This is a genomic window from Zavarzinella formosa DSM 19928, from assembly GCF_000255705.1.
In the GTDB taxonomy this organism is placed as follows: Bacteria; Planctomycetota; Planctomycetia; order Gemmatales; family Gemmataceae; genus Zavarzinella; species Zavarzinella formosa.
The window spans coordinates 537,032-563,898 of record NZ_JH636443.1 but is presented as its reverse complement, the minus strand read 5'-3'; the positions used below and the strand labels follow the sequence as shown (position 1 = coordinate 563,898).

The following is a 26,867-nucleotide window of genomic DNA, read 5'->3' as shown; positions in this document are numbered from 1 at the left end:
GTGAACCAGTTTTTCATGTCTCACCCTTAACTAAGCGCCATTCGTCTTTCAGACCGAGGTTGTTTGATGGTCAGCGCACCCAGCCCTCACGGGCTGGGCTATGTTAGCCGGTCCTTCAGACCGGAAAACCAATACCATCCCGGTCATTGCGTCATTGCATCATTTCCAACAGCTATCTTATCCCCTAAACAACAATCCGGTGAATCTCTGTCTGCGGATCGCCGCCGGTGACGTGGACGCCGCCGTTGCCATCGACATACACGTTCACTTCGCTGCGCACGCCAAACTCGGGGAGATAGATGCCCGGCTCGATGGAAAAACAGGTTCGCGGTAGGATTCGGCGTTCGTCCTTGGTTTCCAGATTGTCGATGTTCGCCCCGTTGCCGTGGGTCTCCTGGCCGATGGAATGCCCGGTGCGGTGGATGAACCATTGGCCATATCCGGCTTTTTCGATCACCGCACGCGTGGCGTCGTCCACTTCCCAGCCGCACAGGGGGTGCTTGGCCGCGAAGGCATCTTGCACGCACTTGATCCCCGCGTCGCGGGCGGCGGCCACGATGTTGAAAATCTTGACGTATTTCTCGGGAACGGTGTCCCCGACGAAGGCCGTGCGGGTGAGGTCGCTGTAAACGGCCATCGGCTTGTCCAGCTTCGCCCACAAATCAACGAGGACGAAATCCCCCGCTTTGATCTGCGATTCGTTCGCCGGGGACGGGGCAAAGTGCGGGTCGCCGGAATGCGGCCCTTGTCCGACGATGGGGGGATGGTCGGTGATCATCCCGTGGTCCGCGAAATGTTTCATGATGCGGTTTTGCACCGCGATCTCGCCGACGGAACCCTTCGCCCGGATCTCGTCCGCGATGAACTGAAACGCCACGTCGTAGGCCGACCGCGTGTGCTTTGCGGCCTCGAAGTGCATCTTCTCCTGTTCGTCGCTCCAGGTGGCTTCAAAAAACGAAATCAAATCTCCGGAGGGAATCACGTTCACGCCGAAGGATTTGACCAGTTCAATCGTCCCGGCGTCCACGCGCGAAACATACGGATTGGCATTCCGGGGGACGTACTCCATCGCCACGTCCTTCGACCCGGCCAGCAACGCCCCGACTCCGGCTTCCAACTCCTGCCACTTCAGATAACGGGTGGCCGACCCCGGCAGATGATCGAGGGCCGCCGGTTCGATGGCGTGAACCAGTTTCTTCGGTTCGCCATTGGCCGGGACAAAATAAAACCACCGCCGCGACAGATGGGCATCCGCCGGCAACCCCGCCACCCGGCGGGCGAGGACATTCAGCCCCCGGAAATCATACAGCAACCAGCCGGAAAGATTAAGCTCACGAATCGCCGCCTGCACGGCCCGAAGGTCAAACATGGAATTGTCTCGTTGGGAAAAGCCATGAGCTATGAGCTATGAGCCGTGAGCCGGAAAAGCCATGATTGGACAGCTTACATTCGCCCGGCCATCGCCATCGCCTCTTCTAGCGTCGTTATCTCACCGTCCAATTGGGCATCCCGTGTGGCTTGCAGGATTTTCTTGAACATCGGGCCGGGGGTGAAGCCGTTGGCGGTCAGGTCGTCGCCGGTGAGCAGCGGCGGGGGGTTCAGCGTCTCCGGAGGTGTGTCCCGCAAAATTCGCTCGGTGAATTCCGGGGATTGGCCCATTGCCCGATGCAGGTCGATCAAGTCGCGGATGCCTGGCTGGATCAGCAGGGGATACAGGCGGCTCTTGGGCATCTTCTCCGCGTCCCGCAGGGTGAGATGATGTTCCGCGAGCCACTCGACTCGCGCCTGTTCGTGGTTGGATAGCTTGAGCCGGCGGCAGGCCTGCCCGGCGAGTTTCTTGCCGACGGGGTGAATCATCGCGGCGAACGCCAGCGGAAACTCGGCCTTCGTCGGCAGCGATTCCAGCACGCGAAGAACGCGATCCCACGTAGTTTCGTCAGCCGTCAATCCCTTGGCGATTTCCGGCAAGATCGGGGACAACAAACCAATCTCGCGCAGTTGGGCCATCGCTCCGGCGCGGGCCGGGTGTTCCAGCATCTTCCGGAATTCCTCGGCAATTCGCTCGGCGCTGACGACCGTGATTTGCGGCGCCATCTCCCGGATGGCGGCCTTCGTTGCCTCCTCAATGGGGAAGCCAAACCTCGCGGACATCCGCACCGCCCGCATCAGCCGGAGTTTGTCCTCTTGAAAGCGGGCGCGCGGGTCGCCGATGGCCCGGAGGATCTTCGCTTGCAAGTCTTGTTGGCCGCCGACGAAGTCCATCACCTGTTCGGCGACGGGATCGAAAAACATGCCGTTGATGGTGAAATCACGGCGGCTGGCATCCTCCTCGGCCGTCGCATAGGTCACGCTCTCCGGGTGTCGGCCGTCGAGATACGCCCCATCCGACCGGAAGGTGGCCACCTGTACTTTGTGATGGGTGTCGTCCTCCCGGCGGGGGCCGATCACCTCGACGACGCCGAAACTCGCCCCGACTTCGACCGTGCGCCGAAAGAGCTTCACCACCTGCTCCGGCCGGGCGTTGGAAGCCACGTCGTAATCGGCGGGCGCGAGGCCGAGCAGTTCGTCCCGCACGCAGCCCCCGGCCCAATACGTGATATAACCGGCGGCCGCGAGGCGGCGAACGACATCAAGGGCAAACTCCCGTTCCGTCATGAAAACTCCGTGTCCGTCAGGGTTCCCGCCATGATGAATGCCCGGCGGGGGGAAGTCAACCGGCCCGGCGCCTGTTGCCTGTTTTCTTCCGGGCCATAGCTCAATGCTCATAGCCGGTGCGCTCACTGCCCCTTGCCGATGGCGGTCATTGTTTGATGAATCCTCCCCAAGCTCCCGCCGACAGTCCTGTTTGGTGGTGGGGGAAAGCCGTCATCCCGCCGGTCGCGGAGGCCGGGATTCCCGGCGTGCGGCCCCGCCCCATGCAAGGCGCCGGGCGGCCCGATCCGGGACCGTTGAGCCGGGGCCGGATTCTGCTCATTGGCTTTTTGTATCTCTTCGGGCTGTTGCTCGCCCTCGCATTGGCCGGTCTGGCTTGCTGGGAGTTCATCGTCTGGGCGGAACGGGCGTTTGTCAGCCAGGGAACGGTGGAAGCGTGGATTCGCTTCTTCCTCGCCAAAGTGGCGCTGGTGTATGGAGTCCGGTGGATCGTTCTGGTTCACGCCACCATCATTGAGTTCATTGATGAGGTGAAACGCCCCGAACTGATCGTCGAGGAATGGCCGTTCGTGACCGTCCTCCTTCCCGCCTACAACGAGCGGGAAATGATCGGCATGACCATCGAATCAATTCTCTGTCTCGATTATCCCAACTTTGAACTTCTCGTGATCGACGACGGCTCGAAGGACGACACCTACGACCGCTCCAAAATATACGAGGGAACTTACGAATTCGGCGAAGTGCGGGCGCTGACCAAGCCCAACGGCGGCAAGTGGACCGCCCACAACTTCGGCTTCCAGCACGCCCGCGGCGAATTCATCATGTGCGTGGACGCGGACAGCAAGATCGACCAGCACGCGCTGCGAAAAGGCATCACCAAATTACTCCGCGACCCGCAGGCCGGGGCCGTCGCCGGGTACACTCGCGTGATGCAGCGGCACAACCCGTTGGTGCTGTTGCAAGCGTTGGAATTTGTGATGTGGAACGGCGCCCTGCGAATCCCGCAAAGCCGCTACGGGGCGGTGACGTGCATCCCCGGCCCGATGGGCATCTTCCGCAAAGAGTCGATGCGGCAGGTCTTTGAGCACTTCGGCCACCTGAAGCCGGGGCAGAAGCCGGGGGTGTACGAGGGGCCGTTCGAGGGGGACACGTTTGCGGAAGACTTCGACCTGACCATCGCCATCCAACTGCTTGGCCAAAAAGTGCTTTACGAACCGCTGGCCGCGTGTGATGCCGACTGCCCGGACACCATGTTCACCCTGTTGAACCAGCGCTACCGCTGGTCGCGCGGGTCGTTGCAAGTGCTGAAGAAAGTCTTCATTCGCTGCTGGAAGACGCCCGCCTATCGCAGCCGGAACACGCTATTTTGGCTCGGCATGTCGTATGTCTACGACGTGGCAGTGTTCGCGTTCGCGTTCATCGCCCAGTTCATCCTCACGGCCGTCGTCCTCCTCAGTTCGGCCGACATGACGATGTTTTTGGTGTACTACGCCCTGGCCGCCCTTTTCAAATTCGTGATCGCCCTGCCTTATCTGATGCTCCACCGCGAAAGCCTCGGCCTCGCCTTCTGGGTTCCGCTCTTCGACATCTACGGAACCTATGTGCTGGGCGGCGCGTTCCTCATCTCGGCCATCGATGAGGCGAGAAACACCGGGATGGATTGGTGAGGTTGGATCACTTCTCTGCCCGGCGAACCATCACCTCGTGGGAGGCGATCGCCAGCCGGGTTTTCGGGCCGGCGGAGTGGTTTTGGATGAAGGCGTAAAGCGGGCAGTCGGCCGTCGGGTTGAGTTCGATCTCCAGCGTCTTCCAGTCGCCGGCGGTGGAGGCAAGTTCGATGGTGGATATCTTTTCCTCGCCGTCCATGCCGTTTCGATGTTCGATGATCCCCCGGACTTTTTCCTCGGCGAAGTAAACCACCTTCACGACGCACTGTTCCCCCTTCTTCAAGGTGGCGACGGGCTGATGGGTGTACATCTGCACCGATTCACTGCCAACGGCATTCAGGAGGGTGAACGCCGGACGACCGGCAAAGGATTCGCAGGTGAATGATCCCCGGTCGCCGTCTTTCCAACTGTCGCCATTCCAACCGGCCGGAACCGGGATGTTGAGCAGCGTGTTTTGAGAGATGCCCTTGATCGTCTCCAGCCGAAACGTCTTTTCAGTGGCCGCCTCCAGTTTCGCCAGCGTGATCCATGTTCCCGCCACCGGGGGTTGATACGGCTGGACCTCCAAGGTCCGAATCAGCAGCGGCTTGTCCTTCCCGGCGGACAGCGGGTGAATCTCCACCCGGAATCGTTCGCCCGGCTGGCTCGTCCGGAACCGGGTGCGGAGTTCGCGCCAGGCTCCGTTGGTGTGGTTCATCTCGCCGATGACCTTGATGCCAGGGGCCTGTTCCGAGAAGAGTTTGACGAGGGCGGCCGGCGCGCCTTGGGCATCGGCCTTGTATTCCACGCGCAGAAAGTATTCTTCCCCGTCCGGGGCGGCGGCCATCGGCGTGGACAGCAGGGCCGAGGATTTGCCATAGATGTTCGTGATGCGAACGGCCGATGAGCCGTCGAATTCGCCGATGTCGAGTTCGGTGGTCGATCCCGCGTCTTGGTTGGAGAGGCCAAACCCGGCCGGAAGATCGCCGGTCTTTTCCAGCGGTTGTTTGCCAATCAGCCGGATTTTGGCGGGGGCATCCGGTTGAAGCCGGATCACCGGGGATGCCTCCATCGGCGGGGGCGGCCCCAAGTCGCGCACCGCCAGTCGGCGGATGGCCAGCCGGTTTTCTTTTCCGGTTCCCGAATTGTGCAATTCCAGACTGGCCAGCGGATGGGAAAGCGTCGGCCACACAGGCACGGAAAGGGTCTTCCATTGGCCGTTGGTCGGGGGCAGGTCGGCGATCCACCGGCTGCGGCCGGCGCCGTCGTCGATTTTGAGTTGCCCGGCGGATGAGGCCTCCGCGCGATATTCCAAGTCGGCACGATATTCCCGCGTGCGGTCGGCGGCGAATCGCGGCGAGGTGATGATGACCGACGCCCGCCCCCACGGCGGCGGTCGCAGCGTCAGGGCTTTGCGGTCGCCGATCATCGACACGCCAAACTCCGCGTAGCCGCCGGGTTCTCCGGGGCGGCCTTGGTAGCCAATGGGAAGCTCGCCGATGGATTCCGTCGTTTCGCCGTGTTTGATTCTCACCGTCGCGTCGGCGGCCGTGGTGAAATCATCATCCAGCGGGTCGCGCGTCTCGGGGTCGATTTCGGCCAGCGTCATCGAGCGAATCATCATCGTGTCTTCGCCGGCCGGGCTGAACTGGGACAGAAAGACGATCAACGGGGAATCAATCGGCGAGCGGAACGAGACGGCGGCCGTCTTCCAGCGGCCTCCGGTGGCGGGAAGATCGAAGCCGATCAATCCCGGCTTCGTGTGATCGACAAAGCGCAGATCGACGCCGCCGACCCGGTTTTTGCCGGCGAACTTGGAGGCATATTCCACCGCGAGCCGATAACCCCGGCGGGCCTTGAGCGAGGCGACGGGATTACTCGCCTTCGTCATCAGTTGGGCGGCCGGTTCCCCCTCGGTGGTGGTGATGGCGATGACCTTCGAGCCGTTATGAGTGTCGATCTTGAGCCGGGCGTTGCTTTCCGGCTTCCACACATGGAAGAACCATTCGGGCGGCAGCAACTTCCGGGCCTCGTCCTCATCGCCCCGCATCAATGCGCTTCCCTCTGGGCAACGGGCGGCCTCCAGAATCGTGATCGAGGACGCTTGAAACCGTGGCGCGGCGGGGGCTTTCACCTTCGCCGGAATCGCCGCCTGTCTGGCGGGCGGTCCGGCCTTGGCCTCCACAACGGCGGCCGGTTTCGCTTCCCCGCTGGAAAGGTAAACGCCCGATCCGGTGGCGAGCAACAACGCCGCGACAATGGCCAGCGAGACAGGTCGTTTGGAACGCTTCCTGGCGGGCAACGGCGGTGCCGTCACGCGAGGCGGCGGTTCGACGGTCATCGAGACGACGGTTGTTTGCCCGATCTCGATTGTCGCCGTCTCGGCTTCCAGCCACGGCGTCAGGGCGCCCACGACTTCGGCCGCCGACTGGTAACGGTCTTCGGGAAACTCGGCCACCATCTTGTCCACGACCGCTGACAGGGCGGCGGGAATGTTCCGGTTGATTGTCGAAAGCGAGGGGATTTGGAATGTTCCCCGCGCCTTCGCCGTCCGCACATCGGACTCGTCGGGCGGCGGTTCTCCGTTGAGGAGCGCGTAGAGGGTCATTCCAAGGGAGTAAATATCCGCCCGGATGTCCACCGTGCTGCTGGAAACCACCTGTTCCGGAGCCATATAGGCGGCCGTGCCGAGGACCGCCCCCTTGTTGTAACGCTCCGTGATGTTGTCCGCTTTGTCTTCCGGGAAACAGGCGAGGCCCATGTCCAGAATCTTGACGGTCCCGGCGGCATCCGCCAGCAGGTTGGCTGGCTTGATGTCTCGGTGGATCATTCCTTTTTCATGGGCGTGCTGCAAGCCAAGGGCGACTTGGGCGATGTAAGCACATGCCCGGCGATGAGGCAGCGGGCCGTGCCGGGTCAGGATGCTTTGCAAGTCCTGCCCCTCGACGTATTCCATGACGATGTAATGCACCCCGGCGCAATGGTTCATGTCGAACACCCGGATGATGTTCGGATGATCCAGCGAGGCGACGGCGCGGGCCTCCCGGAAAAAGCGCTCCCGCCTTCCCGTGTCCGAGGCCATGTTCGGCGGCAGCATCTTGACGGCGACATTCTTTCCAAGGCCGAGATGCTCGCACAAAAACACCGTCCCCATGCCGCCGGAACCGATGCGGTCGCGGATCTTCAAGCGGTCGAAACGCAATCCCTTGTATTTGCCGAGCAGGAGTTGGGATGCTTGAAACTTGGTGAGCGCCCCGGTGCGGATGAGCGTCTTGGCGGCCATCGCCGGGTCGGCGGGCGTATCCGAGGCAAGCGCCTCCAACTGAGGCTCGCCGACGATGCCGCTCTTGAGGCAAAGTTCGACAAACTCATCAACGGTGGCGGGGGCCGGCATGTGGGTGTGCTGGTCGGATAGTGCGGACGGGGGCGATTGTGATCGTTCCGCAGATATAGCACGGGAAGCGGATCATTCCAAATAATCTGATTATGCTAATAAGACAATAACTTTCATGCGATATCTTGATTGACAAAAAGCCTGTAAAGATGGCGGTTAAATTTTGACTCAAATGTCTATTTGTAAATAATTTGTGACGAGTCAACTCGCATCGGCACTCTTGAAATCACCGGCGACCGGCAAATAAGGCGACAGATGAATTAAATGGTGGCGGCGAAAAGTGCCACCCGAAAAGGAATTCTCCGCTCAGGCGAGAACTTCCCGCACCACGCGCCCGGCGACATCGGTGAGCCGGAAATCCCGGCCGGCATGCTTGTAGGTGAGTTTCTCGTGATCCATTCCCATCAAATGGAGGATGGTCGCGTGCAGGTCATGCAGGTGGACTTTGTTCTCGGTGGCGAAATAGCCGAAGTCGTCTGTCGATCCCACGGAAGTACCGCCTTTGGCGCCGCCGCCGGCCATCCACATGCTGAAGGCGTGGGGATTGTGATCCCGGCCGTCGCGATTGCCTTGGGCCGTCGGCGTGCGGCCGAACTCGCCTCCCCACCAGACGAGGGTGTCTTCCAACAGCCCCCGGCGTTTCAGGTCGGCGAGCAACCCGGCAATCGGCTTGTCCACTTCGCGGGCGTTGGTTTCGTGCCCTTTTTTCAAATTGTCGTGCTGGTCCCACTTATAAGAATGTGAGCATTGGATGAACCGCACGCCCTTCTCGGCGAACCGCCGGGCGAGGAGGCATTGCCGGCCGAAGTTGTCGGTCGGTTCTTCGTCGATGCCGTAGAGGGCGAGTGTCTCCTTGGATTCGTCCTTGATGTCCATCAGGCTCGGGGCCTCGGTCTGCATCCGGTAGGCCAGTTCATACGAGTTGATCCGGCCCTCCAGCGCCTGATCCGGGCCGCTCCCCTGAAGGTGCTTCGCGTTCATCTTCTGCACCAGATCAAGCTGCATCCGCTGAAGGTCGGCGGGCATTGAGTCGTTGGTGATGTCCCGCAGTTTCGCATCCTTGCACTTGATGCCCGAATGCCCGATCGGCGTTCCCTGATAAGCGGCCGGGAGGAAGGCGCTGGACCAGTTGCCCACGCCGCCGTGGCTGAGGGTGGGATTGATGGTGATAAAACCCGGCAAGTTTTGATTCTCGCTGCCCAATCCGTAGGTGAGCCACGAGCCGATGCTGGGGCGCACGAAGGTGTCGCTGCCGGTATGCAATTGCAGCAAGGCGCCGCCGTGGGCCGAGTTGTCCGCATGGATGGATTTGATGACGCACAGATCGTCGGCCCGGTCCCGCACATGGGGGAACAAATCGCTGACCAGCGTGCCGGACTTTCCGCCGGGCTTGAACTCCCACGGCGAAGCCAGCAAATTGCCAGTGGCCGCGAACTGCACGCGCGGCTTCTGGCCGGGAAACGGCTGGCCGTCCCGCTTCTTCAATTCCGGCTTGAAGTCGAAGGTGTCCACCTGCGAAGGTCCGCCGTGCATGAACAAAAAGATCACCCGTTTGGCCTTCGCCTTGAAGTGCGGCGTCCTCACTGCCAGCGGATTTTCCGCACCGGATGCCGACGAACCCAAGAGCGACGCCAACGCCATGAGGCCAAAGCCATTCGCCGAAGTTTTGAGCATGTCCCGCCGGGTAAACGCGGGAGAAAACTGATGGCAAAAGGTCATGACCGATTCCGTAAAGGCAAAAGCCGGGCGTTATTTTGGACGAGAAACAGGCGGGTATGATTCAGGATAGCGGATCGGGGGAAGCCGGAGAACCCGAACGTGTTCGCCGAAAAGGAATCAAGTGTGGCAAATCTTTCTGGCGCATGTCGGCGGCTTGTCTTCACCCCAAGGGAGCGCTCGAAAGATTTGCATACCCGTTTCACGGATGAAACTCGCCTCCTCCGACAGCCCGATTCGGAGATAATATGATGGCGATGCCCAAGGAGCCTGCCATGACACTTGAAGAAATCAAGCGCTCGGCCGATGGATTGACTAACGGTGAAAGGGCCGATTTGGCCGACTATTTGATCGGAACTCTTGAGCCACTCGATTCCGATCACACCGATGCTTGGCGAAAAGAACTCGTTCGACGGATGGATGATATCCGGTCGGGCAGGATAACAGGCATTCCCGCCGATGACGTGTTGCGGCGTCTGCGTGAGAAATATCCTTGAAGCCGGTCATATTTCATTCGGAAGCTGATGCGGAACTAGCCGAGGCCGCAGATTATCTCGACGCTCAAGCGGCCGGGTTGGGCCGCGAGTTTCGCCTTGCGTTTGAAGAATCATTGTCCAGAATCCTTGAGAATCCATTTCTATACGCGATTGAAATTGATGATGTCCGGGCCTGCCCGCTTCGACGATTCTCCCACACGATCTTCTATGCAAATCTGGAAAATGCCGTGTGGATCGTGGCAATTTCTCATCATCGCCGCCGACCAGGTTATTGGCGGCAACGGCGATTTGGCGAATGACTCTTCTCTCTCAAAACCCGCATTGACCCTTTTCCCGGTTTCCGGGTACACTCCGCGCTTTGGGTAAACCGGGTAATCGACTGGTGGCTTTTTCTCCCGAACGATGGCGGTCCATCACCCACGGCACGGCCAAAGGGCCGGGGGCGTTTGCGCTTCGGCGTCTGCTCTGGCTCGGGCGGGGGCCGTATGCCGTCGGGAGTTGGATTCACAATCGCAAATATGCGAAGGCCGCGAATATTCATCGGGCGGGCGTGCCGGTCATCAGCGTCGGCAATCTGACCGTTGGCGGGACCGGGAAGACCCCTTGCGTGGAGTATGTGGCGAAACTACTCCGTGAGGAAGATCTTCAAATTGCCATCCTGAGCCGGGGTTACGGGTCGGAGATTGGCCGCAACGACGAAGCGATGGTGCTGGAAGAAAACCTGCCGGACGTGCCGCATTTGCAAGGGGCCGACCGCACGGAACTAGCCCGCACCGCGATTGAAGAATTGGAAAGCGAGTGCCTGATTCTGGACGATGGCTTCCAGCATCGGCGTCTCGGGCGGGATTTGGACATCGTGTTGATCGACGCCACCGATCCGTGGGGAGGCGGCTACTTGTTGCCACGCGGTGGATTGCGGGAGCCGCGAAGCCGATTGAGCCGGGCCGGTTTCATCCTGATCACACGGGTCGATCAAGCCGTGGATTTGCCGAAATTGCTGGAAGAAGTGGCCCGCCATGCCCCCGGCAAGCCGGTGGCCCATAGCGTGCATCGGCCGATGGAATTGGTGAACGGAAGCGAGACGCGGCCGGTGGAAGACCTCGCGGGCAAAACCGTCGGGGCCTTCTGCGGCATCGGCAACCCGGCGGCCTTTCACCGGACGGTGGCCGATCTGGGGGCGGCCGTCAGCGAGTTGAAGGAATACCCGGATCATCACCCGTATTCGCGGGCCGATGTGGAAAACCTGACCCGCTGGGCCGGGACGCTTCCCCCGGAGGCATGGCTGGTGACGACGCAAAAAGACTGGGTGAAGTTGCGGGTGGACGCCCTGGCCGGTCGGCCTGTCTATGCCGTGCGGATTGGGTTAGAATTGACTCACGAACAGGAATCGTTCGACCGGGCGGTTCGGGAAACAGCCCTCCAAAGGTGACAAGGTGCGTCAACACATCAAACGGCCGGGCCTGTGCCCGGTAACATTCGGCATCGTGAAGGATTTCGTGCCGGAGTGTTCGCATGTCCGTTGAACTGATCGAACTGGTCCAAAACCTTGGCCGACCTCGCGTGCTGGTCGTCGGCGATCTCATGCTGGATCGCTATGTGTGGGGCAATGCCGAACGCATCAGCCAGGAAGCCCCGGTCATCCTGTTGCGGGCCGACAAGCGGGAAGAACGTCTCGGCGGCGCCAGCAGCGTCGCCACCATGTTGAGTGCCCTTGGAGCCGATGTCTCCCTCGTCGGCGTGGTCGGAAACGATGCCGACGGTGGACGGGTGCGATCTATTCTCGATGGCTTGGGCGTCGATTCCTCGGGCACGCTGGCTGACACTTCGCGGCCGACGACGGTGAAGGAACGCTACATGGGCCGGGCGCAGGCCCGACACCCGCAGCAGATGCTTCGCGTCGATTACGAAGTCCGCGAACCTGTCACCGGCCTTGTTGAAGACCGCTTGTGCGAACTGCTGACGGCCGAAGTCAACCGGGCCGCCGTGGTGCTAATCAGCGATTACGACAAAGGCGTTTGCACGCCGCGAATCATCAGCCACACGGTGGCCGCCGCCAAGGCGAAGGGCATCCGCGTGATCGCCGACCCGATTCGCGGGCGGGATTATTCGCGCTACGCCGGGTGTTCGTCCATGACACCCAACCGGTTGGAGGCGGGACTGGCCACAGGCCGAACCATCAACACCGCCGCCGAGGCGCTGCAAGCCGCCCGGCAATTGCGGGACACGCTCGGCTTGGAAGCCGGAATCGTCACGCTCGACAAGGACGGCATGGCCCTGTCCCACCGCGACGGCACGGAGGGAATTTACCCCACCCGGCCGCGTCAGGTGTACGACATCACCGGCGCCGGGGACATGGTGATGAGCGTCCTCGGGCTGGCCTTTGCCGCCGGGGCCGATTATCCCTCGGCCATTCGCCTCGCCAACATCGCCGGGGGCTTGGAAGTTGAAAAGATCGGCGTGGCGACGGTCAGCCGGGAAGAGATCGTCAGCGATTTGCTGCATACGCCCTCGTTTGCCGATGCCAACGCGGCGCTCGGGAAGGTTCGCAGTTTGTCGCAAGCGGTCACCGAGTTGAACGCCCGCCGATTGGTCGGCCAGAAGATCGCCTTCACCAACGGCTGCTTCGATGTGCTGCACGTCGGCCATGTGCAATACCTGATGGAAGCCCGCGCCCAGGCCGACTGCCTCGTCGTCGGGCTGAACAGCGATTCCAGCGTGCGAAACCTGAAGGGCGCCGGCCGCCCGGTGAACCCGATGGAAGCTCGGGCGGCCGTGCTGGCCGGGCTGGCGGCCGTTGACCAAGTGGTGATCTTCGATCAGGAAACGCCCATCGACCTCATCGAAGCCATCCGGCCCGATGTGCTGGTGAAAGGGGCCGACTACCGGAAGGATCAGGTCGTCGGCGGGGAACTGGTGGAAAGCTACGGCGGTCGCGTCTATCTCGCCGGCTTGCGGGAGGGTTTTTCAACCACCAAACTGATCCAGCAAATGAAAGTGGCTTGAAAGAAGAGAGAAGAAATTCACCGCAGAGGGCGCAGAGAGCACAGAGAAAAAAAAGACGGAGAAGACCATGGCATTTTATTGTTTTCTCACTGTGCTCTCTGTGCCCTCTGCGGTGAATGGTTTTGTGGCCTGAAAGAAGCAGGAAGAAATTCACCGTAGAGGGCGCAGAGAGCACAGAGAAAAAAAAGACGGAGAAGACCATTGCGTTTTATTGTTTTCTCACTGTGTTCTCTGTGCCCTCTGCGGTGAATGGTTTTAAGGATTACCGAACCGACTCATGCGAAATATCGCTCTCTTTTTGCCGAACTGGATCGGGGATGTGGTGATGGCCACACCCGCGATTCGGGCCGTGCGGGATCGCTGGCCGCAGGCGAATCTCTTTGCCGTGTGCAAGCCGTATGTGGCTGCCACGCTGGAGGGAAGCCCGTGGTTCGCCGGGACGATTTTGTATGACCGCAAGGGGCCGAAAGACCGGCGGGAAGTGGCCGTTATCCGGCAGTTGCGAACGCGAGGCATGGATGCGGCCGTGTTGTTTCCCAATTCATTCAGGGCCGCGATGATTGCCGCCTTGGGGCGGTGCCGTCGACGGGTTGGTTTCAATCGATATGGCCGGGGATTTTTGCTGACGGACAAACTGGCTTACGCGAAAGACGAACGCGGCAAGCCGAAACCCTGCCCGGTGATTGATGATTACAACCGCTTGGTGGTGAAACTCGGCACGGACGATCCCGGTTATCGAATGGAGTTGTTCACCACGCCGACGGACGAGGCTGCCGCCGACCGGGTGTGGAATGATTTGAAATTGCATCAGTACCCCGAAGTGATCGGCCTGAATTCGAGCGGGGCCTTCGGGGCCTCGAAACTTTGGCCGACGGAATACTTCGCCAAACTGGCCGGGGATTTGGCCCGGCGTCGCGGCGGGGCCGTGCTGGTGGTGTGCGGGCCGAACGAGCGGGAAACCGCCAAGGCCATCGTCGCCGGGGCCGGTCATCCGAACGTCTTCTCGCTGGCGGATCGGCCGGTGTCGATTGGCCTCACCAAGGCATGCGTCAAACGGCTTGATCTGCTGGTCACCACAGACAGCGGACCCCGGCATTTTGCCGCCGCGTTTGACCGGCCGGTGGTGTCGCTGTTCGGGCCGACGTTCATCGAATGGACCGAAACGTATTTTGCGAAAGCGATCAATCTTCAGAAGAAAGTGCCGTGCGGCCCGTGTCAATTGCGGGTCTGCCCGACCGACCATCGGTGCATGACGGAACTCACCGTGGACGACGTGCGGACGGCCTCCGAAGAATTGCTGGAACGAGTCACGCCAAGGAGGGTTCGACTTGTCGGTTAAATCTATTTCCCCGTTGCAGATCGGCTCGCATGTCCCCCGGACAAACGGCTGGCTGATCGTGAATCCCGACTATCAGGAACTCCTGGCGCTGCACCATCTCGCCACGCCGCAAGACGTGCTGAGCCTTCCCGGCGTCGTGGTCAATGGCCACGTCGGCCGCAATGTCTCGCGAGTGGAACTGGGCGGGATGACCGCTTATTTGAAGCGGGAACATCAGGTTCAATTCCGCAGTCGTTGGAAAAACTTCCTCGCCGGATTCGGCTTCGTCTCCATGAGCGAGCGCGAGGCCAGAGTGCTGCGATTCCTTGAAGAACGCGAGTTGTGCGGCCCCGAGTGGATGGCTTACGGCGAGTGGGGCGGGCAGGCGTTTTTGCTGGTGCGGGAGGCGGGGACTGAAGATCATCGAGCTGAATTGTCAGAAGAAGCATCAAGAGCCCCACTGCGTAAGCGGTGGGGGTGGCTGTCAGATTCGAGAAACAACCCCCACCGCTTACGCAGTGGGGCTCTTGAGTTCTCCGGTGACAGCCGGGCCTTGGCCATCGCCATTGCCAGATTACATCAAGCTGGCGTCGATCAACCCGATCTCTACGCCAAACACATTTTGGCCGATGCGACCGGGAACATCACCATCCTCGACTGGCAACAAGCCCGGCTGTTGAAAGCCACCATGCCGATTCAACGGGTACGATCTCTGGCGGCCCTGTGCGCGACGACGCCGGATGAGATTGGCCGGACAAACCGGTTTCGCTTCCTGAAAGCCTATCTCGCCGAGTGCGGCCAGCGTGAGTGGAAGCCACTCGCCCGCCAGATTCTCGCGGAAGCGACCAAACTGCGGAAGCGGCCCGGTATTCGCCGGCAACTCGGCCAGCAGGCGGATGCGAAGCAACTGCTTGTCCGCATTCAGGGCGAGACGGTGTGTGCCGTGCCCGCCATCGCCGATGATCTGCGAAACGATGTCATCATCCGACAATTGCATGACGCGACCCGCACGGCGCTCCCGGCCATGCTGCCCGCCGGGACTTGCTGGAAAGCGAATGAATATCGCCGCCCGTGGGGCCGTTGCTGGGCGGCTCTTCGCGGCAAATCGTGGCGATCCGACGAATTGAAACTGGCCCGCCTCGTGATGCACTTGGAACGCTATGGCGTCCCGGCTCCGAAGATCGTGGCCTATGGCCAGCGAACCACGGGAATGAACGCCACCGCGTTTGTCGCTTACGAAGGATCGCCAACGGGCGACATAGTGATGACGCTTCCCGAATTGGTGCGAAAACTACACGCCGTCGGCGTCGCCTTGCGGGAACTTCCCGTGTCGGCCAAGCCGTTCGCCATCATTGATGGCCGGGCGGTTGTCAACGATCCGGCTTGTTTTGAATTGGTGAAAAAATTGTCGTGGCGGCATGTGGAACGGGCCAATCGCTGGCTGGGGGCCGCGGCCGGATGAGCGAACCCCGCGATGAACTCGGCACGCCCGCCAGTCGATGGAGGCATGGCTGCCGGAAGATCCGCGAGAGCGCGGACTGGGTCGATTTCGTCGGCCCGGACTGGGTGAAGACGATCATGGACGTGGAGGTGAAAGACCGCTTCCACGCCAAACAGGGCCGTTCCATCGGCCGCTGGACGCTGACCGCCCCGGATGGCCGCACGCTGGTTGTTTATCTCAAACGGCATTACATTCTGCCGCGTTCACACGGGCTTCTGTCCGTGTTGTTCCCCCGCAAAGCCCGCTCGCCCGGCCTTGAGGAATACGAACATCTGGCATGGGCCGCCGCCCAAGGCATCCCGGTCCCGCGCCCCGTGGCCGCCGGGGAGATTCTGTTGCCGGGGGGCCGCCTGCAAAGTTTCCTCGCCTTGGAGGAGCTGACGAACATGGTCCCCTTGCACGAAGGGGTTCCGCAGGCGGCCGAACAACTTCCGGCCCCGGAGTTTCAACGCTGGAAGGATTCGCTGTCGTCGGAACTTGTCCGGCTGTCGCATGAATTTCACGATCGTTCCACGTTTCATCGCGATTGGTATTTCTGCCACTTCTACATTGATGAAGCCGACACGAAGCAAGTGCCGGAGAACTGGCGAGGCCGGGTGACCGTCATCGACCTGCACCGGATGATCCATCAATCATTTGCGATTCGGACACGGGCCAAAGACCTCGCCCAATTGCTTTACTCGTCCGACGTGCCCGGCGTGACCGACGAAGACCGCCAGGGGTTTTGGAAAGCATACCGCAAGGGTGTGTGGTTCTCCGGGTTGCTGGCTTGGTTCGTCCGCATGAAGTGGCGGCTTTATCGCCGGCACAATGCCCCGAAAGGTTAGTCGATGCGTGTCGGTTTGTGTTATGAGAGCGTGATCCCGGCCCGCGGCGGCTGCGAGCATTACATCACTGACCTGTCCCGGAAATTGTCCCGCGACGGGCATCAGGTGCATTTGTTCGCCTGCCGATGGGACGCCAGCGCCTTGCCCGCCGACACGGTTTATCATCAGCTCCCCAGCCCCGGTGGTTTGCGATTCCGGCGCCCGTGGCGGTTTGGCCAGTCGTGCGTCGAGGCTCTCGTATCAACGCCGGTCGATGTGTCGATGGGCTTCGACAAAACCTGGGGGCAGGACATCCTCTATCCGCAAGGGGGATTGCACTCGGCCTCGCGGGAACACAGTTTGTACAAACACCCGCCGGGGTTGGTCCGCTCGCTGGCCCGCGCCCTGCGAATCTTCGACGCGACCACCTATTCCTATGACCATCTGGAACGGCAGCTTTACCTCGGGCCGGACAAACCGGTGATCCTCGTCAACAGCCGGATGGTTCAGCGGCACTTTCAACAATATCGGGGGCTTGGCCCGGATCGCGTGCGGGTGCTTTACAGCGCCATCGACCCGGAACGATTTGCCGCCGATGACCGGGAGGCAAGACGGATCGCCGAGAGGCAATCGTGGAATGTTGCCGATGATATTCCGGTCGGCTTGTTCATCGCCATGAACTACCGGCTCAAGGGGCTGTCGCCGCTGCTTCATTCGTTGAAGCACATCCCGGCCGATGTGCGGTTCCGGCTGGCGGTGGTCGGGAATGCGAAGTATCAGCAGTACGAACAACTGGCGGTGAAACTCGGCGTCCGGGACCGGGTAATCTTTCTGGGTTTTCGGGCCAATCCCAAAGAGGCGTACTTCGCCTCGGATTTCCTGATTCACCCGACGTTTTACGATCCCGGCTCGCTGGTCGCGCTGGAAGCCCTCGCCTGCGGCTTGCCCGTGGTGACGACCCGATATAACGGCAACAGCGAACTGCTGACGCCCGGTGAAAACGGCTTGGTGATCGACGATCCGCACAACCATCAGGCGCTCGGAACAGCCATCGCCGAAATGGCCGATCCGGTCAAACTGCCCGCCCGGAAACAGTCTGCGTTTGCCGCCGGCCGGCGCTGGACGTTCGACGATCATTACCGCGAATTGCTGGCCATCCTCCAGGAAGTGGCCGACCGGAAACGCCAATCGGCCGGTGTTCCGTAATATTCTCTCGACGACACCCGCCTTCTTTTCTCAGAGTTCCCACCCGTGACGCTCGCATTGATCGTTCTGACCGCCGCGTATCTCATCGGCTCCATTCCCTTCGGCTATCTGATCGCTCGCTCGCGCGGCGTGGACATCTTCAAGCACGGCAGCGGCAACATCGGGGCCACCAACGTCGGCCGGGTGCTGGGCCGCAAGCTCGGTCTTCTTGTCTTCGGGCTGGATTTGCTAAAAGGGGCCGTTCCCGTTTTCATCGCCGGTCTGTTGCCGCCGGAGGCGCAGACGGCTTTCGGCTCGGCCGATGTGCTTCATGCCGCCAGCGGAGTGCTGGGGTTCCTTGGGCATATGTTTCCGGTTTTTCTGAAGTTTCGCGGCGGCAAGGGCGTGGCCACCGGGGCGGGGGTGATGCTGGTGCTGGCGCCCTGGCCGATGGTGATTGCCTTTGTTTCGTTTCTCGCATTGGTTTCCTCGACACGGTATATTTCGCTTGGCTCGATCGTCGCAGTGATGGTTTTTGCCGTTGCCCGGTTAGTGTCCGTGCGGGAGCCGTTTTCGCCGGATTATCTGACAACCACCCTGTTTTGTCTCATCGGCCCCGCCTTGTTGATTCTGAAACACCGGACCAACATCAAACGCCTGATGAACGGAACGGAAAACCAAGTGGAGGCCAAAACAATGTGGGAAACACTCGCCCGATTGATTCACGTGATGTCCCTCGGACTCTGGTTCGGCGGGGCGGTGATGTTCAACTTTGTCGCGGCCCCGGCCATTTTTGAATCGTTCAAGCAGGTCGTCGCCGGTTCGCCGAGCGACCGCACCGCCGGGCTGGACATTGCCGCAAACACCAGCGACCAGCAAAAGGCCGATCTCGCCAGTGCCCTCGCCGGGTCGGCAGTCGGGCCGATCTTCCCGAAATTCTTTGCCCTGCAAAGCGTCTGCGCGATCTTTGTCCTGTTCACCGCTTTCGGCTGGAGGAAATTCGGCGGCATTCACCGCTGGCGGTTCCTCGTCGTCTTGCTCGCCGGCTTGACTGTGGCCGTCGGCTGGCCCATCTCCATCAAAGTGTCCGCATTGCGGCTGGAACGCCTGGCCAACCCGGAACTGCGGGCCGACTTTGTCGCCTGGCACTTGGTGAGCCTGGCCCTGAGCGCGCTGACGGCCCTTTTGGCGGGGGTGGCGATGGCGATGGCAAGCAAGATGCCTGAACGCGGGAAGACGCATGAACCAGCCATATGATCGCTCGGCGAAATGGCTCATCGAGCATCACGGTGACGGGTTGTTGAAACTCGCCGCCATGCCCCCGATAGAATCTTGGCGGGCGATTGCCAACGAGGAAGTCGCCCCACGCCGCACGCCGGACGGATTGTTGGAGGTGAAGTTCGCCGATCACCCGACAACGACGCCGGTCATCATCGAAGTCGAAAGCCGCTCATCCGCCGACAACCTGCGGCAAATGGCGGAAGATCTGTTTCTGGTGCGGTTGACCAAGGGCGTCTGGCCGGATGCCATCCTGCTGACGCTGACCGGCCCGGAACAACCGCGAGTGGATGACGCGATCACGCTGACCTCAGCCGGGGGCACATCCGGCGTGGCGGTGAATTGGAGAACCGTTCGCTTGTGGGAACTGGAGGCAAACGACTTGTTCGCCCTCGGCGATGTCGGCATCGTCCCCCTGATTCCGTTGACGCGAAGCGCCCTGCCGCCCGAAGAACTGCTGGCCCGCTGCCGGGCCGAGATTGACCGAAACGCCCCGCCGGATCAACGATTGGAATTGCTGGTGATCTCGCGTTTCCTGGCGGCCAACCGTTATAATGACAATCAAAGTTTGCTGGAAATCCTGCTGGATAATCCCATGTACACCGAATCCCCCGAAATCACGCGATTGCGGAACAAATACCAGGCCGAGGGCAAGGTTGAGGCAACCCGTGAAAACCTTCTTGACGCTTTGCGAAGCCGTTTTGCCAAGGTTCCGACTGACATTGCCAAAGTCATTGCCGACGAGACGGATATCACCCGGCTGAAGGAATGGTTTCGCTTCTCGTTCACTTGCGAAGATTTGCCGGCATTCATCAATCAAATTCAACCAAGGGGCTGATATGTCCGCCTCATTGGGAAAACCTCGAGACTTCTACCGCCTGATCTGATCACAGCGCCACCGAACACCCCTTGAAGCAAGACGGATTGCCCGGTCGAAGCGGACGCTGTGTTGCATGATGTGGAAACGAAGAGTTAGAAATGAAAAGAGCCGCGATTCCCCGGCAGTCTTCGCCCTGACGCCAAAACATCTCTGTCCTGCGGAGGCTGCCTGAAAATCGCGGCATCAGTCGGTTAGTCGGGCCGAGGGGCATTAACCCACAGGTTCCTGCTCCTCGGCCCACATGCCGCTTTACTTTGATCTTTCGATCTCCTTCGGCGGCATTTCAATCATACGCCCGGGCTCTTTAGAAAGTCAAATCGCCCCGAAGACCGAACGGGCCAAACAGAAGAAGATCACGGTCAAGGGTTAAATCAACTGCCACCGCGAGGCGGCTCCGGTCATTGATGCCTGACACTGATCACGGCAGCAATTCGGCCACGCTGTTCAGAATGCGATTTGGCCGGTAGGGGTATCGTTCCACGTCTTCGCGTTGGGTGACGCCGCTCAACACCAGCACGGTTTCCATGCCGGCTTCCATTCCGGCGATCACGTCGGTGTCCATCCGGTCGCCGACCATGATGGTGTTTTCCGAATGTTCTCCCAAGGCGTTCAGCGCGCTGCGCATCATCAGGGGGTTGGGCTTGCCCACGAAATACGGCCGTTTGCCGGTGGCCCGCTCGATCAACGCGGCGGCAGCGCCGCAGGCGGGGATGATGCCTGATTCGGATGGCCCCGTCGGGTCCGGGTTGGTGGCGATGAACTTTGCCCCGGCGATGATGAGCCGGATCGCCTGCGTGATCTGGTCGAAGGAGAAGGAATGCGTCTCCCCGAGAACCACATATTCCGGGGCCTTGTTCGTCATCGTGTAACCGACATGATGCAGGGCATGGGTCAGGCCGCTTTCGCCGATCACATAGGCGGTGCCGTTCGGGCGTTGCGTGGAGAGGAAGCGGGCGGTGGCCATCGCGGAGGTGTATAGGTTCTCCTCGGGAATCTTCATCCCCTCGGAGGCCAGACGGTGCGACAGATCGCGGGGCGTGTACATCGGGTTGTTCGTGATGACCCGAAAGGGAATATGACCGGCGATCAGCTTGCCGATGAACTCCGGCGCCCCGGCGATGGGCCGGCGACCGTGGACCAGCACTCCGTCCATGTCGAGCAAAAAGGCTTTCGACGGCGTTCCCATGACTCTCCTTCTCTGGCGAAAATTCCGCGACCGGGATAGTGTAGGAATTGTTTCTCACATCCAGCCAACGGAGGACTCGATGGATGTCACTTCTTCATCGATACCACTTTCCCCAGCGCGGCGACGGTGAAGATCACCGGATAAAGTTTTTCAAAGTACCATAGTTTCGCAAAGTAAAAGCCGATGGGCGAGGGCTTCGTCCATGTCCCGGCTTCCACGCGGGCGATCAGCCATTCGAGGCCGCGCGTCACATTCGGAAGTTGTTCAGGAGTGGCCAACTCAAGGAGAACCTCCACGGCGATGGCGGTTTCCTCCACGCTCGGCGGGCCGCCGATGTCGCCCCCCCAACTACCGTCGAGGTGTTGGGCCTTCAGCAAATACCCGACGCCGCGACGGCATTCCGTTGAATCGGCTCTCTTCAAATCACGGTAGGCGGCCAGCACGCGGACGGTGCCATAGACAGGGTTGATGTCATCCGGGGCATGTTGGTTGCCGAACCAGAGCGGCAGCCAGGAGCCATCGGGCCGCTGTTGCTTTCTCAGATAGTTGAAGCCCCGCTCGCGTCGGCGGTCCCATTCCGGGCTGGCATGGCCCGTGGCGTGGACGGCCCGAAGGACGTGGGCGGTCAAGTCGCTGCCGCTGCGATCAAACGGGAGTTTGCCCCAGCCTTTGCAGAAGGTGGGCCAGCCGCCGTCGCCGTTTTGCAGGTCGAACATCCAGCGGATGGCGGCCTCGCAGGTATCCCGATTGTTCTTGCCCAAGTTCCCCACGGCGAGGACCGCTCCCGGAGTATCATCGCAATCGGGAACGCTGCCGGGTCGGTCGCTCCAGCCCCACGCGCCGGGGGCGGCACCGGTGAAGGGGTGTTGAATTTTCGTTTGTTGATCCAACAGCCATTTCAACAGTTTGTCCCGCTCGGGCAACGAATCGAGGTCGTTCCCGGCGGCGAGGGCGTTGACGCTCAGGGTCGTCAGCCAGACGGATAGATTGGTGTCAATGGGCCAACTTCCGTCGGGTTGTTGGGAATCGCGGATAAACTTCAATCCACTAGCGATTACCCGGCGGCCCGCGTCATCGGCCAATCCCCATTTCGCTTCAACCGTGGCCAGACTCATCACCACAAAACTTGTCAGCGGGGTGGCTTCCAGATATCCACCGCTGGATGGTTGCATTCGTTCCAGAACTCGTAATGTGACCGCTTTGGTGAACAGGCGGGGAATTGCCGTGAACAGATTCCACTTTGAGCGGTGCCGATGAACCACCTGCCCGATGGCGATGAGGGCGGGCAGGGCATAGCTAACCACCGGCAACCGGGCGAAGCGGTACCACGATTGCGGCAACGCGGCCATCTCGAACGGCAGTCGCGGCACCTCGTTCCACGGGACCAACCCGGCGAGGGCGCACATCATCAGAATCGGCACCGAAAATGTGCGGTCCCGGCCATATCGCTTGCGGATGGCCTCGGCCAATTCCAACGGCGTGTTGCCATGTGGCTTCAGCCAGGCATTGCATTTCGCGGTTGCCCCGGCCACGCCCGGATGATCGGCGTGAATCTCCAACACTGCCCGGCAGAGCATCGTTGTGGAAATGTTGCTGAAACTTTGAACCGTGTCCCCCCAGCCGCCGTCTGCGTTTTGATGGGAGAGCAACCAGTCCAGCCCGCGCGTGATGCGATCCGGTTCGGTGACGTTCGCCTGTCGGAAGGCCATCAACGCGGTGGCCGTCGAAAGAGCCGACGCGGAGAGTTCCCCTTCCCACCACCCGCCGGGGATTCGCTGGCGAAGCAATTCGTCACGGGCAATGGCGTAGGCGCGGTTCAAACGGTCGGCGTTCATGGGGGGATTGTATTTGCGGGGGAAGGTGGAGAGATGTGGGACAACCGCCGCCCGTCGGACATGTTGACGAACATCCGCCTACAATTTCCCCCATGCACGACTTTGCCGCCGAGAAACGGGAAGCCCTCATTGGCTATCTTCGACGAAACGTCGAAGGCGAGATCCGCTTCGACGATCCGAGCCGGCGGCTATATTCCACGGATGCCAGCATCTATCAGATGATGCCAATGGGGGTCGTGGTTCCCCGGACCATTGAGGCGTTGAAGTCGGCCGTTCAAATCGCGTTGGAGACGCGCACGCCGATCACTTCGCGCGGCGGCGGGACCAGTCTCACCGGGCAGTCCATCGGGCCGGGGATCGTGATTGATTGCTCCAAATATCTCAATCGCATTCTCGATGTGGACGCGACCGGCCGGATGGTGCGGGTCCAGCCGGGTGTGGTGTTGGATCATTTGAACAAACATCTTGTTCCGCAAAATTTGCTGTTCGGGCCGGATGTGGCGACGGCGAACCGGGCGACCATCGGCGGGATGCTTGGCAACAACTCGGCCGGTTCCCGGAGTGTCAAATACGGGCAGACCGTCCATCATGTCCGAAGTCTGAACGCGGTGTTGAGCGATGGTCAATCCGTCACGCTGCGGGAACTTTCGGTTGCCGAGCATGACATTCAACTTCACGCCAAGACCGTTGAAGGAGCTGGTTGGCGGGCGTTGGAAGACGTGCTTTCCAAACAACGGGCTGAGATCGTCAAACGCTTCCCGAACATTCTGCGACGGGTGAGCGGGTATAATCTCGCCGCTTATTTGCCGGAGTTTCACGACGCCCGCTATGTGGACGGGCCGCCGACGCGGTCGATGATTCCGCTCGTCGTTGGTTCCGAGGGGACGCTGGCCGTGCTGACAGAAGCGGAGTTGCATCTTGTCCCCCGGCCGGCCGTGCGTGGGTTGCTGGTGCCACACTTCAACTCGTTGCGGTCGGCGTTGGATGCGGTCGGTTTGTGTCTGGAATTTCAACCGTCGGCCGTGGAACTGCTGGACGCGATGTTGATCCGGCTCGCCCGCGATCAACGCAGTTTGCAGACGATGATGGCAGCCATCCACGACACGCCGGAAGCCCTGTTGATGGTGGAATTCGTCGGCGATTCGGAAGCCGAGGTGGCCGACCGGATTGAAAAGCTGCAACATCGTCTGCGGGAAGTTCCCGGTCTGACGGCCTGTGTTCCCGCGATGAACGCCGAACTGCGCGATCCGCTGTGGAACCTGCGCAGCGCCGCCATGCCGCTCCTTTACGGGATGCCGGGGGACCGCAAGCCCGTCACCTTTGTGGAGGATTGCGCCGTCGCCCCGGCGAAGATGCCGGAGTTTGCCGACCGCTTCCGCGAATTGCTCCGGCAACATGGCACGGACGGGGCATTTTACGGCCATGCGAGCGTCGGCTGCCTGCACATCCGCCCGGTGTTGAATTTGAAGGATGCCGACGATGTGACACGGATGCGGCAAATCACCGACGACGTGACGAAGCTGGTGCTGGAGTTCAACGGGTCGCTGAGCGGTGAACACGGCGACGGGTTTTGCCGCAGCGAGTGGAACCGCACGATGTATGGCGATGCCATCGAAGCGGGTTTCCGGCAAATCAAGGCGGCATTCGATCCGCACAATTTGCTCAATCCCGGCAAGATCGTCCACGCCCCGCCGATGACCGAGAACTTGCGTTACTCACCGGCTTATCAGCCAATCGCGTTGCCGTTGGTCTTCGACTACTCCAAGCAAAAGGGTTTCTTCAGTTCGGTGGAATTATGCAACGGCGCCGGTGTCTGCCGCAAGACGCAAGGGGGGGCGATGTGCCCTTCCTTCCGGGCGACGCGGGACGAACAAGACAACACCCGCGGCCGGGCCAACGCCCTGCGGCTGGCGATCACCCATCAAACCCCGGACGATAAAACCGGCAAATCGCCGCTGGCCCAACGCTGGTTGCACGACGTGATGGATTTGTGCCTGAGTTGCAAGGCATGCAAGACCGAGTGCCCGAGCAATGTGGACATGGCCAAGCTAAAGGCCGAGTTCCAGCACGCCTACCACGCAGAACACGGCCGGCCGCTCGGCCATCGCCTGGTGAGGCACATCCATCAACTCAATGCCATTGGTTCATGGATGGCCCCGCTGGCCAACTGGATGAACCGGCGCCGGGCGTGGCGTTGGTTCTTTGAACTGCTGACGGGTTACGACCGCCGCCGGCCGATGCCGATGTTCCATCGGCGTCACTTCCGCAAGTGGTTCCGAAACCGGCCGCCGTCGTTCACGCCGAAAACCAACAAAGTATTGCTGTTCGACGACTGCCTGACCACCTTCAACGAACCCAACATCGGCCGGGCGGCCGTGGGATTGCTGGAGGCCGCCGGGTGTGAGGTGGAGCTGGTCAACCCGATCTGCTGCGGCCGGGCGATGTTGAGCAAGGGTTATCTTGCCGAAGTGAAAGAACTGGTCACCCGACAGGCCGCCGACTTGGCCAAACGAATCACGCCGGATACGGTGATCCTCGGCTGGGAACCAAGTTGCGTGCTGACCCTTTCGGATGAATGGTCCGAATTGCTGCCGGGGGAGGACACACGCAAGATTGCCGCCGCCGTGCAACTCGCGGATCACTGGCTGGCGGCGAAGCTGGCCTCCGGCGAACTATCATTGCCCCTCAAGGGAGAACCCACAAGTTGCACCTTCCACGGGCATTGCCATCAACGGGCCTTGGTCGGCGTGGCGGGCTCGGCCAGCTTGTTGAAGCAAGTCCCCGGCCTGAGCGTGAAGACGCTCGACGCCGGTTGTTGCGGCATGGCCGGGGCCTTTGGCTATGAGAAAAAGCACTACGATGTGAGCGTGAAAATCGCCGGGCTGGAATTGCTTCCGGCGTTGAAGACGGATGAGGCGGGCATCATCGCCGCCACAGGGACATCGTGCCGACATCAAATCGAGGATCTCGCCGGGCGGGAAGCGATGCACCCGTTGGAGGTGTTATGGAAGGCGACAGGGTTGTGACCCAGATAGCGGTCACATCGCCCGTGTCAGTGTCAGCACATTGATTTCAGGCGGGACGTTCAGCCGGATTGGGATACCGGCCTCGCCCAATCCACGGGAAACGAACACCGGCGAACCGGGGCCTTGCACCAACCCCTGCCGGTACTTCATGCCATATTTGGATGGAATCCACGAACTACGGACGCCCGGCAAGTAGATTTGCCCGCCGTGAGTGTGGCCGCTGAGAACCAACCCGACGCGGGGTTCCGGGTTTTCTTCCGCGAAGTCCGGGTTATGGGATAATAGAACGATGGCCGCCCCGTCGGGAATCCCGTCGAGCGCCTTCGGCAAGTCCGGTTCGCCCCACCAGAATTCATCCACCCCCGCCAGCCAGATGGAATCGCCGTTGACGGTCACTCGTCGGGCGGCGTTGGTCAGATCGGTCAACGGCGTGGCGGCGATCATTTGGCGGTAAATCTTCCCTTGGTTCTTCATGTCATGATTGCCGGGAATGGCATACACCCCGAGCGGGGCCTGCAAAGCGGAAAGTGCTTCCAGACACGGCGGCAACTCAGAGTCTGTGTGACTTCCCCGATGGGCGTAATCACCGACCAAGGCAAACAAATCTGGCTTCAGCGAATTCGCCAATTTGACGGCTTCACGGATGAAATTGATGCCCACAAAAGGACCGTGATGAAAGTCGGCCAGCACGGCAATCGTTCGCCCCTCAAAACCGGCGGGCAGATTGGCGATGCTCACCGTCTCCCGTTGGACGCGAATATGGGCGGCTTCCCAAAAGCCATAGCTCACTGTCAGACCGCCGAGGCCGGTCAGCGCCGCCCCGACTTGGAGTGAACGACGAAGGAATTTGCGACGAGTGGGTTGGGGCGCTTCCATGCGGGATTTATCCGGAGGTTGGGTTCAAAAACAGAGGGACACGGCTTTCACCGTGTCCCTCTGTCACC

General features: G+C 60.9%; 19 protein-coding genes. 12 read left to right on the top strand and 7 right to left on the bottom strand.

Features of this window, described 5'->3' with window-relative positions; all coding sequences use genetic code 11:
* Window positions 1-184: 184 nt before the first annotated feature.
* The gene (locus BGIM_RS0127740) at window positions 185-1,369 is read right to left on the bottom strand and encodes a M24 family metallopeptidase (protein ID WP_020472962.1); all 1,185 of its coding nucleotides are present in this window, start codon (window positions 1,367-1,369) and stop codon (window positions 185-187) included.
* 74 nt (window positions 1,370-1,443) lie between these two features.
* Entirely contained in the window at window positions 1,444-2,655 is a 1,212-nt protein-coding gene (locus tag BGIM_RS0127735) for a CCA tRNA nucleotidyltransferase (protein ID WP_020472961.1), read from the bottom strand.
* A 155-nt stretch (window positions 2,656-2,810) separates the two neighbouring features.
* Here BGIM_RS0127735 and BGIM_RS0127730 point away from each other — a divergent pair, with 155 nt between their 5' ends.
* Window positions 2,811-4,319, top strand: a complete 1,509-nt coding sequence (locus BGIM_RS0127730; RefSeq protein WP_020472960.1) for a glycosyltransferase family 2 protein — start codon at window positions 2,811-2,813, stop codon at window positions 4,317-4,319.
* A gap of 7 nt (window positions 4,320-4,326) precedes the next feature.
* Here the strand turns inward: BGIM_RS0127730 and BGIM_RS58390 are convergent, their stop codons facing one another.
* Both BGIM_RS58390 and BGIM_RS0127720 read right to left on the bottom strand, forming a co-directional pair.
* Window positions 4,327-7,692: a serine/threonine-protein kinase gene (locus tag BGIM_RS58390; RefSeq protein ID WP_020472959.1), complete on the bottom strand. Its 3,366-nt coding sequence runs from the start codon at window positions 7,690-7,692 to the stop codon at window positions 4,327-4,329.
* 306 nt (window positions 7,693-7,998) lie between these two features.
* Entirely contained in the window at window positions 7,999-9,411 is a 1,413-nt protein-coding gene (locus BGIM_RS0127720; protein ID WP_020472958.1) for a DUF1501 domain-containing protein, read from the bottom strand.
* Window positions 9,412-9,656: 245 nt separating this feature from the next.
* On the opposite strand from BGIM_RS0127720, the gene BGIM_RS0127715 reads away from it, so the two are divergent.
* From BGIM_RS0127715 to BGIM_RS0127670, 10 genes are all read left to right on the top strand, one after another.
* The gene (locus BGIM_RS0127715) at window positions 9,657-9,905 is read left to right on the top strand and encodes an addiction module protein (protein ID WP_052640027.1); all 249 of its coding nucleotides are present in this window, start codon (window positions 9,657-9,659) and stop codon (window positions 9,903-9,905) included.
* Window positions 9,902-10,204 (top strand): type II toxin-antitoxin system RelE/ParE family toxin, encoded by a 303-nt coding sequence (locus BGIM_RS0127710; RefSeq protein WP_020472956.1) that lies wholly within the window; start codon window positions 9,902-9,904, stop codon window positions 10,202-10,204. The genes BGIM_RS0127715 and BGIM_RS0127710 overlap by 4 nt, the downstream gene beginning before the upstream one ends.
* A gap of 83 nt (window positions 10,205-10,287) precedes the next feature.
* Window positions 10,288-11,334 (top strand): tetraacyldisaccharide 4'-kinase, encoded by a 1,047-nt coding sequence (lpxK, locus tag BGIM_RS0127705; protein ID WP_020472955.1) that lies wholly within the window; start codon window positions 10,288-10,290, stop codon window positions 11,332-11,334.
* Between the two features lie 83 nt (window positions 11,335-11,417).
* Window positions 11,418-12,908: a D-glycero-beta-D-manno-heptose 1-phosphate adenylyltransferase gene (gene rfaE2 / locus BGIM_RS0127700; RefSeq protein ID WP_020472954.1), complete on the top strand. Its 1,491-nt coding sequence runs from the start codon at window positions 11,418-11,420 to the stop codon at window positions 12,906-12,908.
* 277 nt (window positions 12,909-13,185) lie between these two features.
* Window positions 13,186-14,247 carry a glycosyltransferase family 9 protein gene (locus BGIM_RS0127695; protein ID WP_020472953.1) on the top strand — a complete coding sequence of 354 codons (1,062 nt, stop codon included), beginning with the start codon at window positions 13,186-13,188 and terminating at the stop codon, window positions 14,245-14,247.
* Window positions 14,237-15,688, top strand: a complete 1,452-nt coding sequence (locus tag BGIM_RS0127690; protein ID WP_157369465.1) for a lipopolysaccharide kinase InaA family protein — start codon at window positions 14,237-14,239, stop codon at window positions 15,686-15,688. The genes BGIM_RS0127695 and BGIM_RS0127690 overlap by 11 nt, the downstream gene beginning before the upstream one ends.
* A complete protein-coding gene (locus BGIM_RS52720; RefSeq protein ID WP_020472951.1) occupies window positions 15,685-16,554 on the top strand; it encodes a lipopolysaccharide kinase InaA family protein in 870 nt (289 codons plus the stop codon). The genes BGIM_RS0127690 and BGIM_RS52720 overlap by 4 nt, the downstream gene beginning before the upstream one ends.
* Window positions 16,555-16,557: 3 nt before the next feature.
* Complete coding sequence (locus BGIM_RS0127680) at window positions 16,558-17,739, top strand: glycosyltransferase family 4 protein (protein WP_020472950.1); 1,182 nt, start codon at window positions 16,558-16,560, stop codon at window positions 17,737-17,739.
* Between the two features lie 45 nt (window positions 17,740-17,784).
* Window positions 17,785-18,975 (top strand): glycerol-3-phosphate 1-O-acyltransferase PlsY, encoded by a 1,191-nt coding sequence (plsY, locus tag BGIM_RS0127675; RefSeq protein WP_020472949.1) that lies wholly within the window; start codon window positions 17,785-17,787, stop codon window positions 18,973-18,975.
* Window positions 18,959-19,834, top strand: a complete 876-nt coding sequence (locus BGIM_RS0127670; RefSeq protein ID WP_020472948.1) for a hypothetical protein — start codon at window positions 18,959-18,961, stop codon at window positions 19,832-19,834. The genes plsY and BGIM_RS0127670 overlap by 17 nt, the downstream gene beginning before the upstream one ends.
* A gap of 460 nt (window positions 19,835-20,294) precedes the next feature.
* Here BGIM_RS0127670 and BGIM_RS0127660 read toward each other — a convergent pair whose 3' ends face one another.
* Both BGIM_RS0127660 and BGIM_RS0127655 read right to left on the bottom strand, forming a co-directional pair.
* On the bottom strand, window positions 20,295-21,062 hold the full coding sequence (locus tag BGIM_RS0127660; RefSeq protein WP_020472946.1) for an HAD-IIA family hydrolase: 768 nt from the start codon (window positions 21,060-21,062) through the stop codon (window positions 20,295-20,297).
* An 86-nt stretch (window positions 21,063-21,148) separates the two neighbouring features.
* Complete coding sequence (locus tag BGIM_RS0127655) at window positions 21,149-22,897, bottom strand: prenyltransferase/squalene oxidase repeat-containing protein (protein ID WP_020472945.1); 1,749 nt, start codon at window positions 22,895-22,897, stop codon at window positions 21,149-21,151.
* Between the two features lie 92 nt (window positions 22,898-22,989).
* Between BGIM_RS0127655 and BGIM_RS0127650 the strand changes: the two genes are divergently transcribed.
* On the top strand, window positions 22,990-25,923 hold the full coding sequence (locus BGIM_RS0127650) for an FAD-binding and (Fe-S)-binding domain-containing protein (RefSeq protein ID WP_020472944.1): 2,934 nt from the start codon (window positions 22,990-22,992) through the stop codon (window positions 25,921-25,923).
* Window positions 25,924-25,935: 12 nt separating this feature from the next.
* On the opposite strand, the gene BGIM_RS0127645 is transcribed toward BGIM_RS0127650, so the two are convergent.
* The gene (locus BGIM_RS0127645) at window positions 25,936-26,799 is read right to left on the bottom strand and encodes a metallophosphoesterase (RefSeq protein ID WP_020472943.1); all 864 of its coding nucleotides are present in this window, start codon (window positions 26,797-26,799) and stop codon (window positions 25,936-25,938) included.
* Between the last annotated feature and the right edge of the window lie 68 nt (window positions 26,800-26,867).

Coding starts and splice junctions, on each gene's coding strand:
- BGIM_RS0127740 (WP_020472962.1), bottom strand. CDS start 1,369: ATGTTTGACCTTCGGGCCGTGCAGGCGGCGATTCGTGAGCTTAATCTT.
- BGIM_RS0127735 (WP_020472961.1), bottom strand. CDS start 2,655: ATGACGGAACGGGAGTTTGCCCTTGATGTCGTTCGCCGCCTCGCGGCC.
- BGIM_RS0127730 (WP_020472960.1), top strand. CDS start 2,811: ATGAATCCTCCCCAAGCTCCCGCCGACAGTCCTGTTTGGTGGTGGGGG.
- BGIM_RS58390 (WP_020472959.1), bottom strand. CDS start 7,692: ATGCCGGCCCCCGCCACCGTTGATGAGTTTGTCGAACTTTGCCTCAAG.
- BGIM_RS0127720 (WP_020472958.1), bottom strand. CDS start 9,411: ATGACCTTTTGCCATCAGTTTTCTCCCGCGTTTACCCGGCGGGACATG.
- BGIM_RS0127715 (WP_052640027.1), top strand. CDS start 9,657: ATGATGGCGATGCCCAAGGAGCCTGCCATGACACTTGAAGAAATCAAG.
- rfaE2 (WP_020472954.1), top strand. CDS start 11,418: ATGTCCGTTGAACTGATCGAACTGGTCCAAAACCTTGGCCGACCTCGC.
- BGIM_RS0127695 (WP_020472953.1), top strand. CDS start 13,186: ATGCGAAATATCGCTCTCTTTTTGCCGAACTGGATCGGGGATGTGGTG.
- BGIM_RS52720 (WP_020472951.1), top strand. CDS start 15,685: ATGAGCGAACCCCGCGATGAACTCGGCACGCCCGCCAGTCGATGGAGG.
- BGIM_RS0127680 (WP_020472950.1), top strand. CDS start 16,558: ATGCGTGTCGGTTTGTGTTATGAGAGCGTGATCCCGGCCCGCGGCGGC.
- BGIM_RS0127670 (WP_020472948.1), top strand. CDS start 18,959: ATGAACCAGCCATATGATCGCTCGGCGAAATGGCTCATCGAGCATCAC.
- BGIM_RS0127660 (WP_020472946.1), bottom strand. CDS start 21,062: ATGGGAACGCCGTCGAAAGCCTTTTTGCTCGACATGGACGGAGTGCTG.
- BGIM_RS0127655 (WP_020472945.1), bottom strand. CDS start 22,897: ATGAACGCCGACCGTTTGAACCGCGCCTACGCCATTGCCCGTGACGAA.
- BGIM_RS0127650 (WP_020472944.1), top strand. CDS start 22,990: ATGCACGACTTTGCCGCCGAGAAACGGGAAGCCCTCATTGGCTATCTT.
- BGIM_RS0127645 (WP_020472943.1), bottom strand. CDS start 26,799: ATGGAAGCGCCCCAACCCACTCGTCGCAAATTCCTTCGTCGTTCACTC.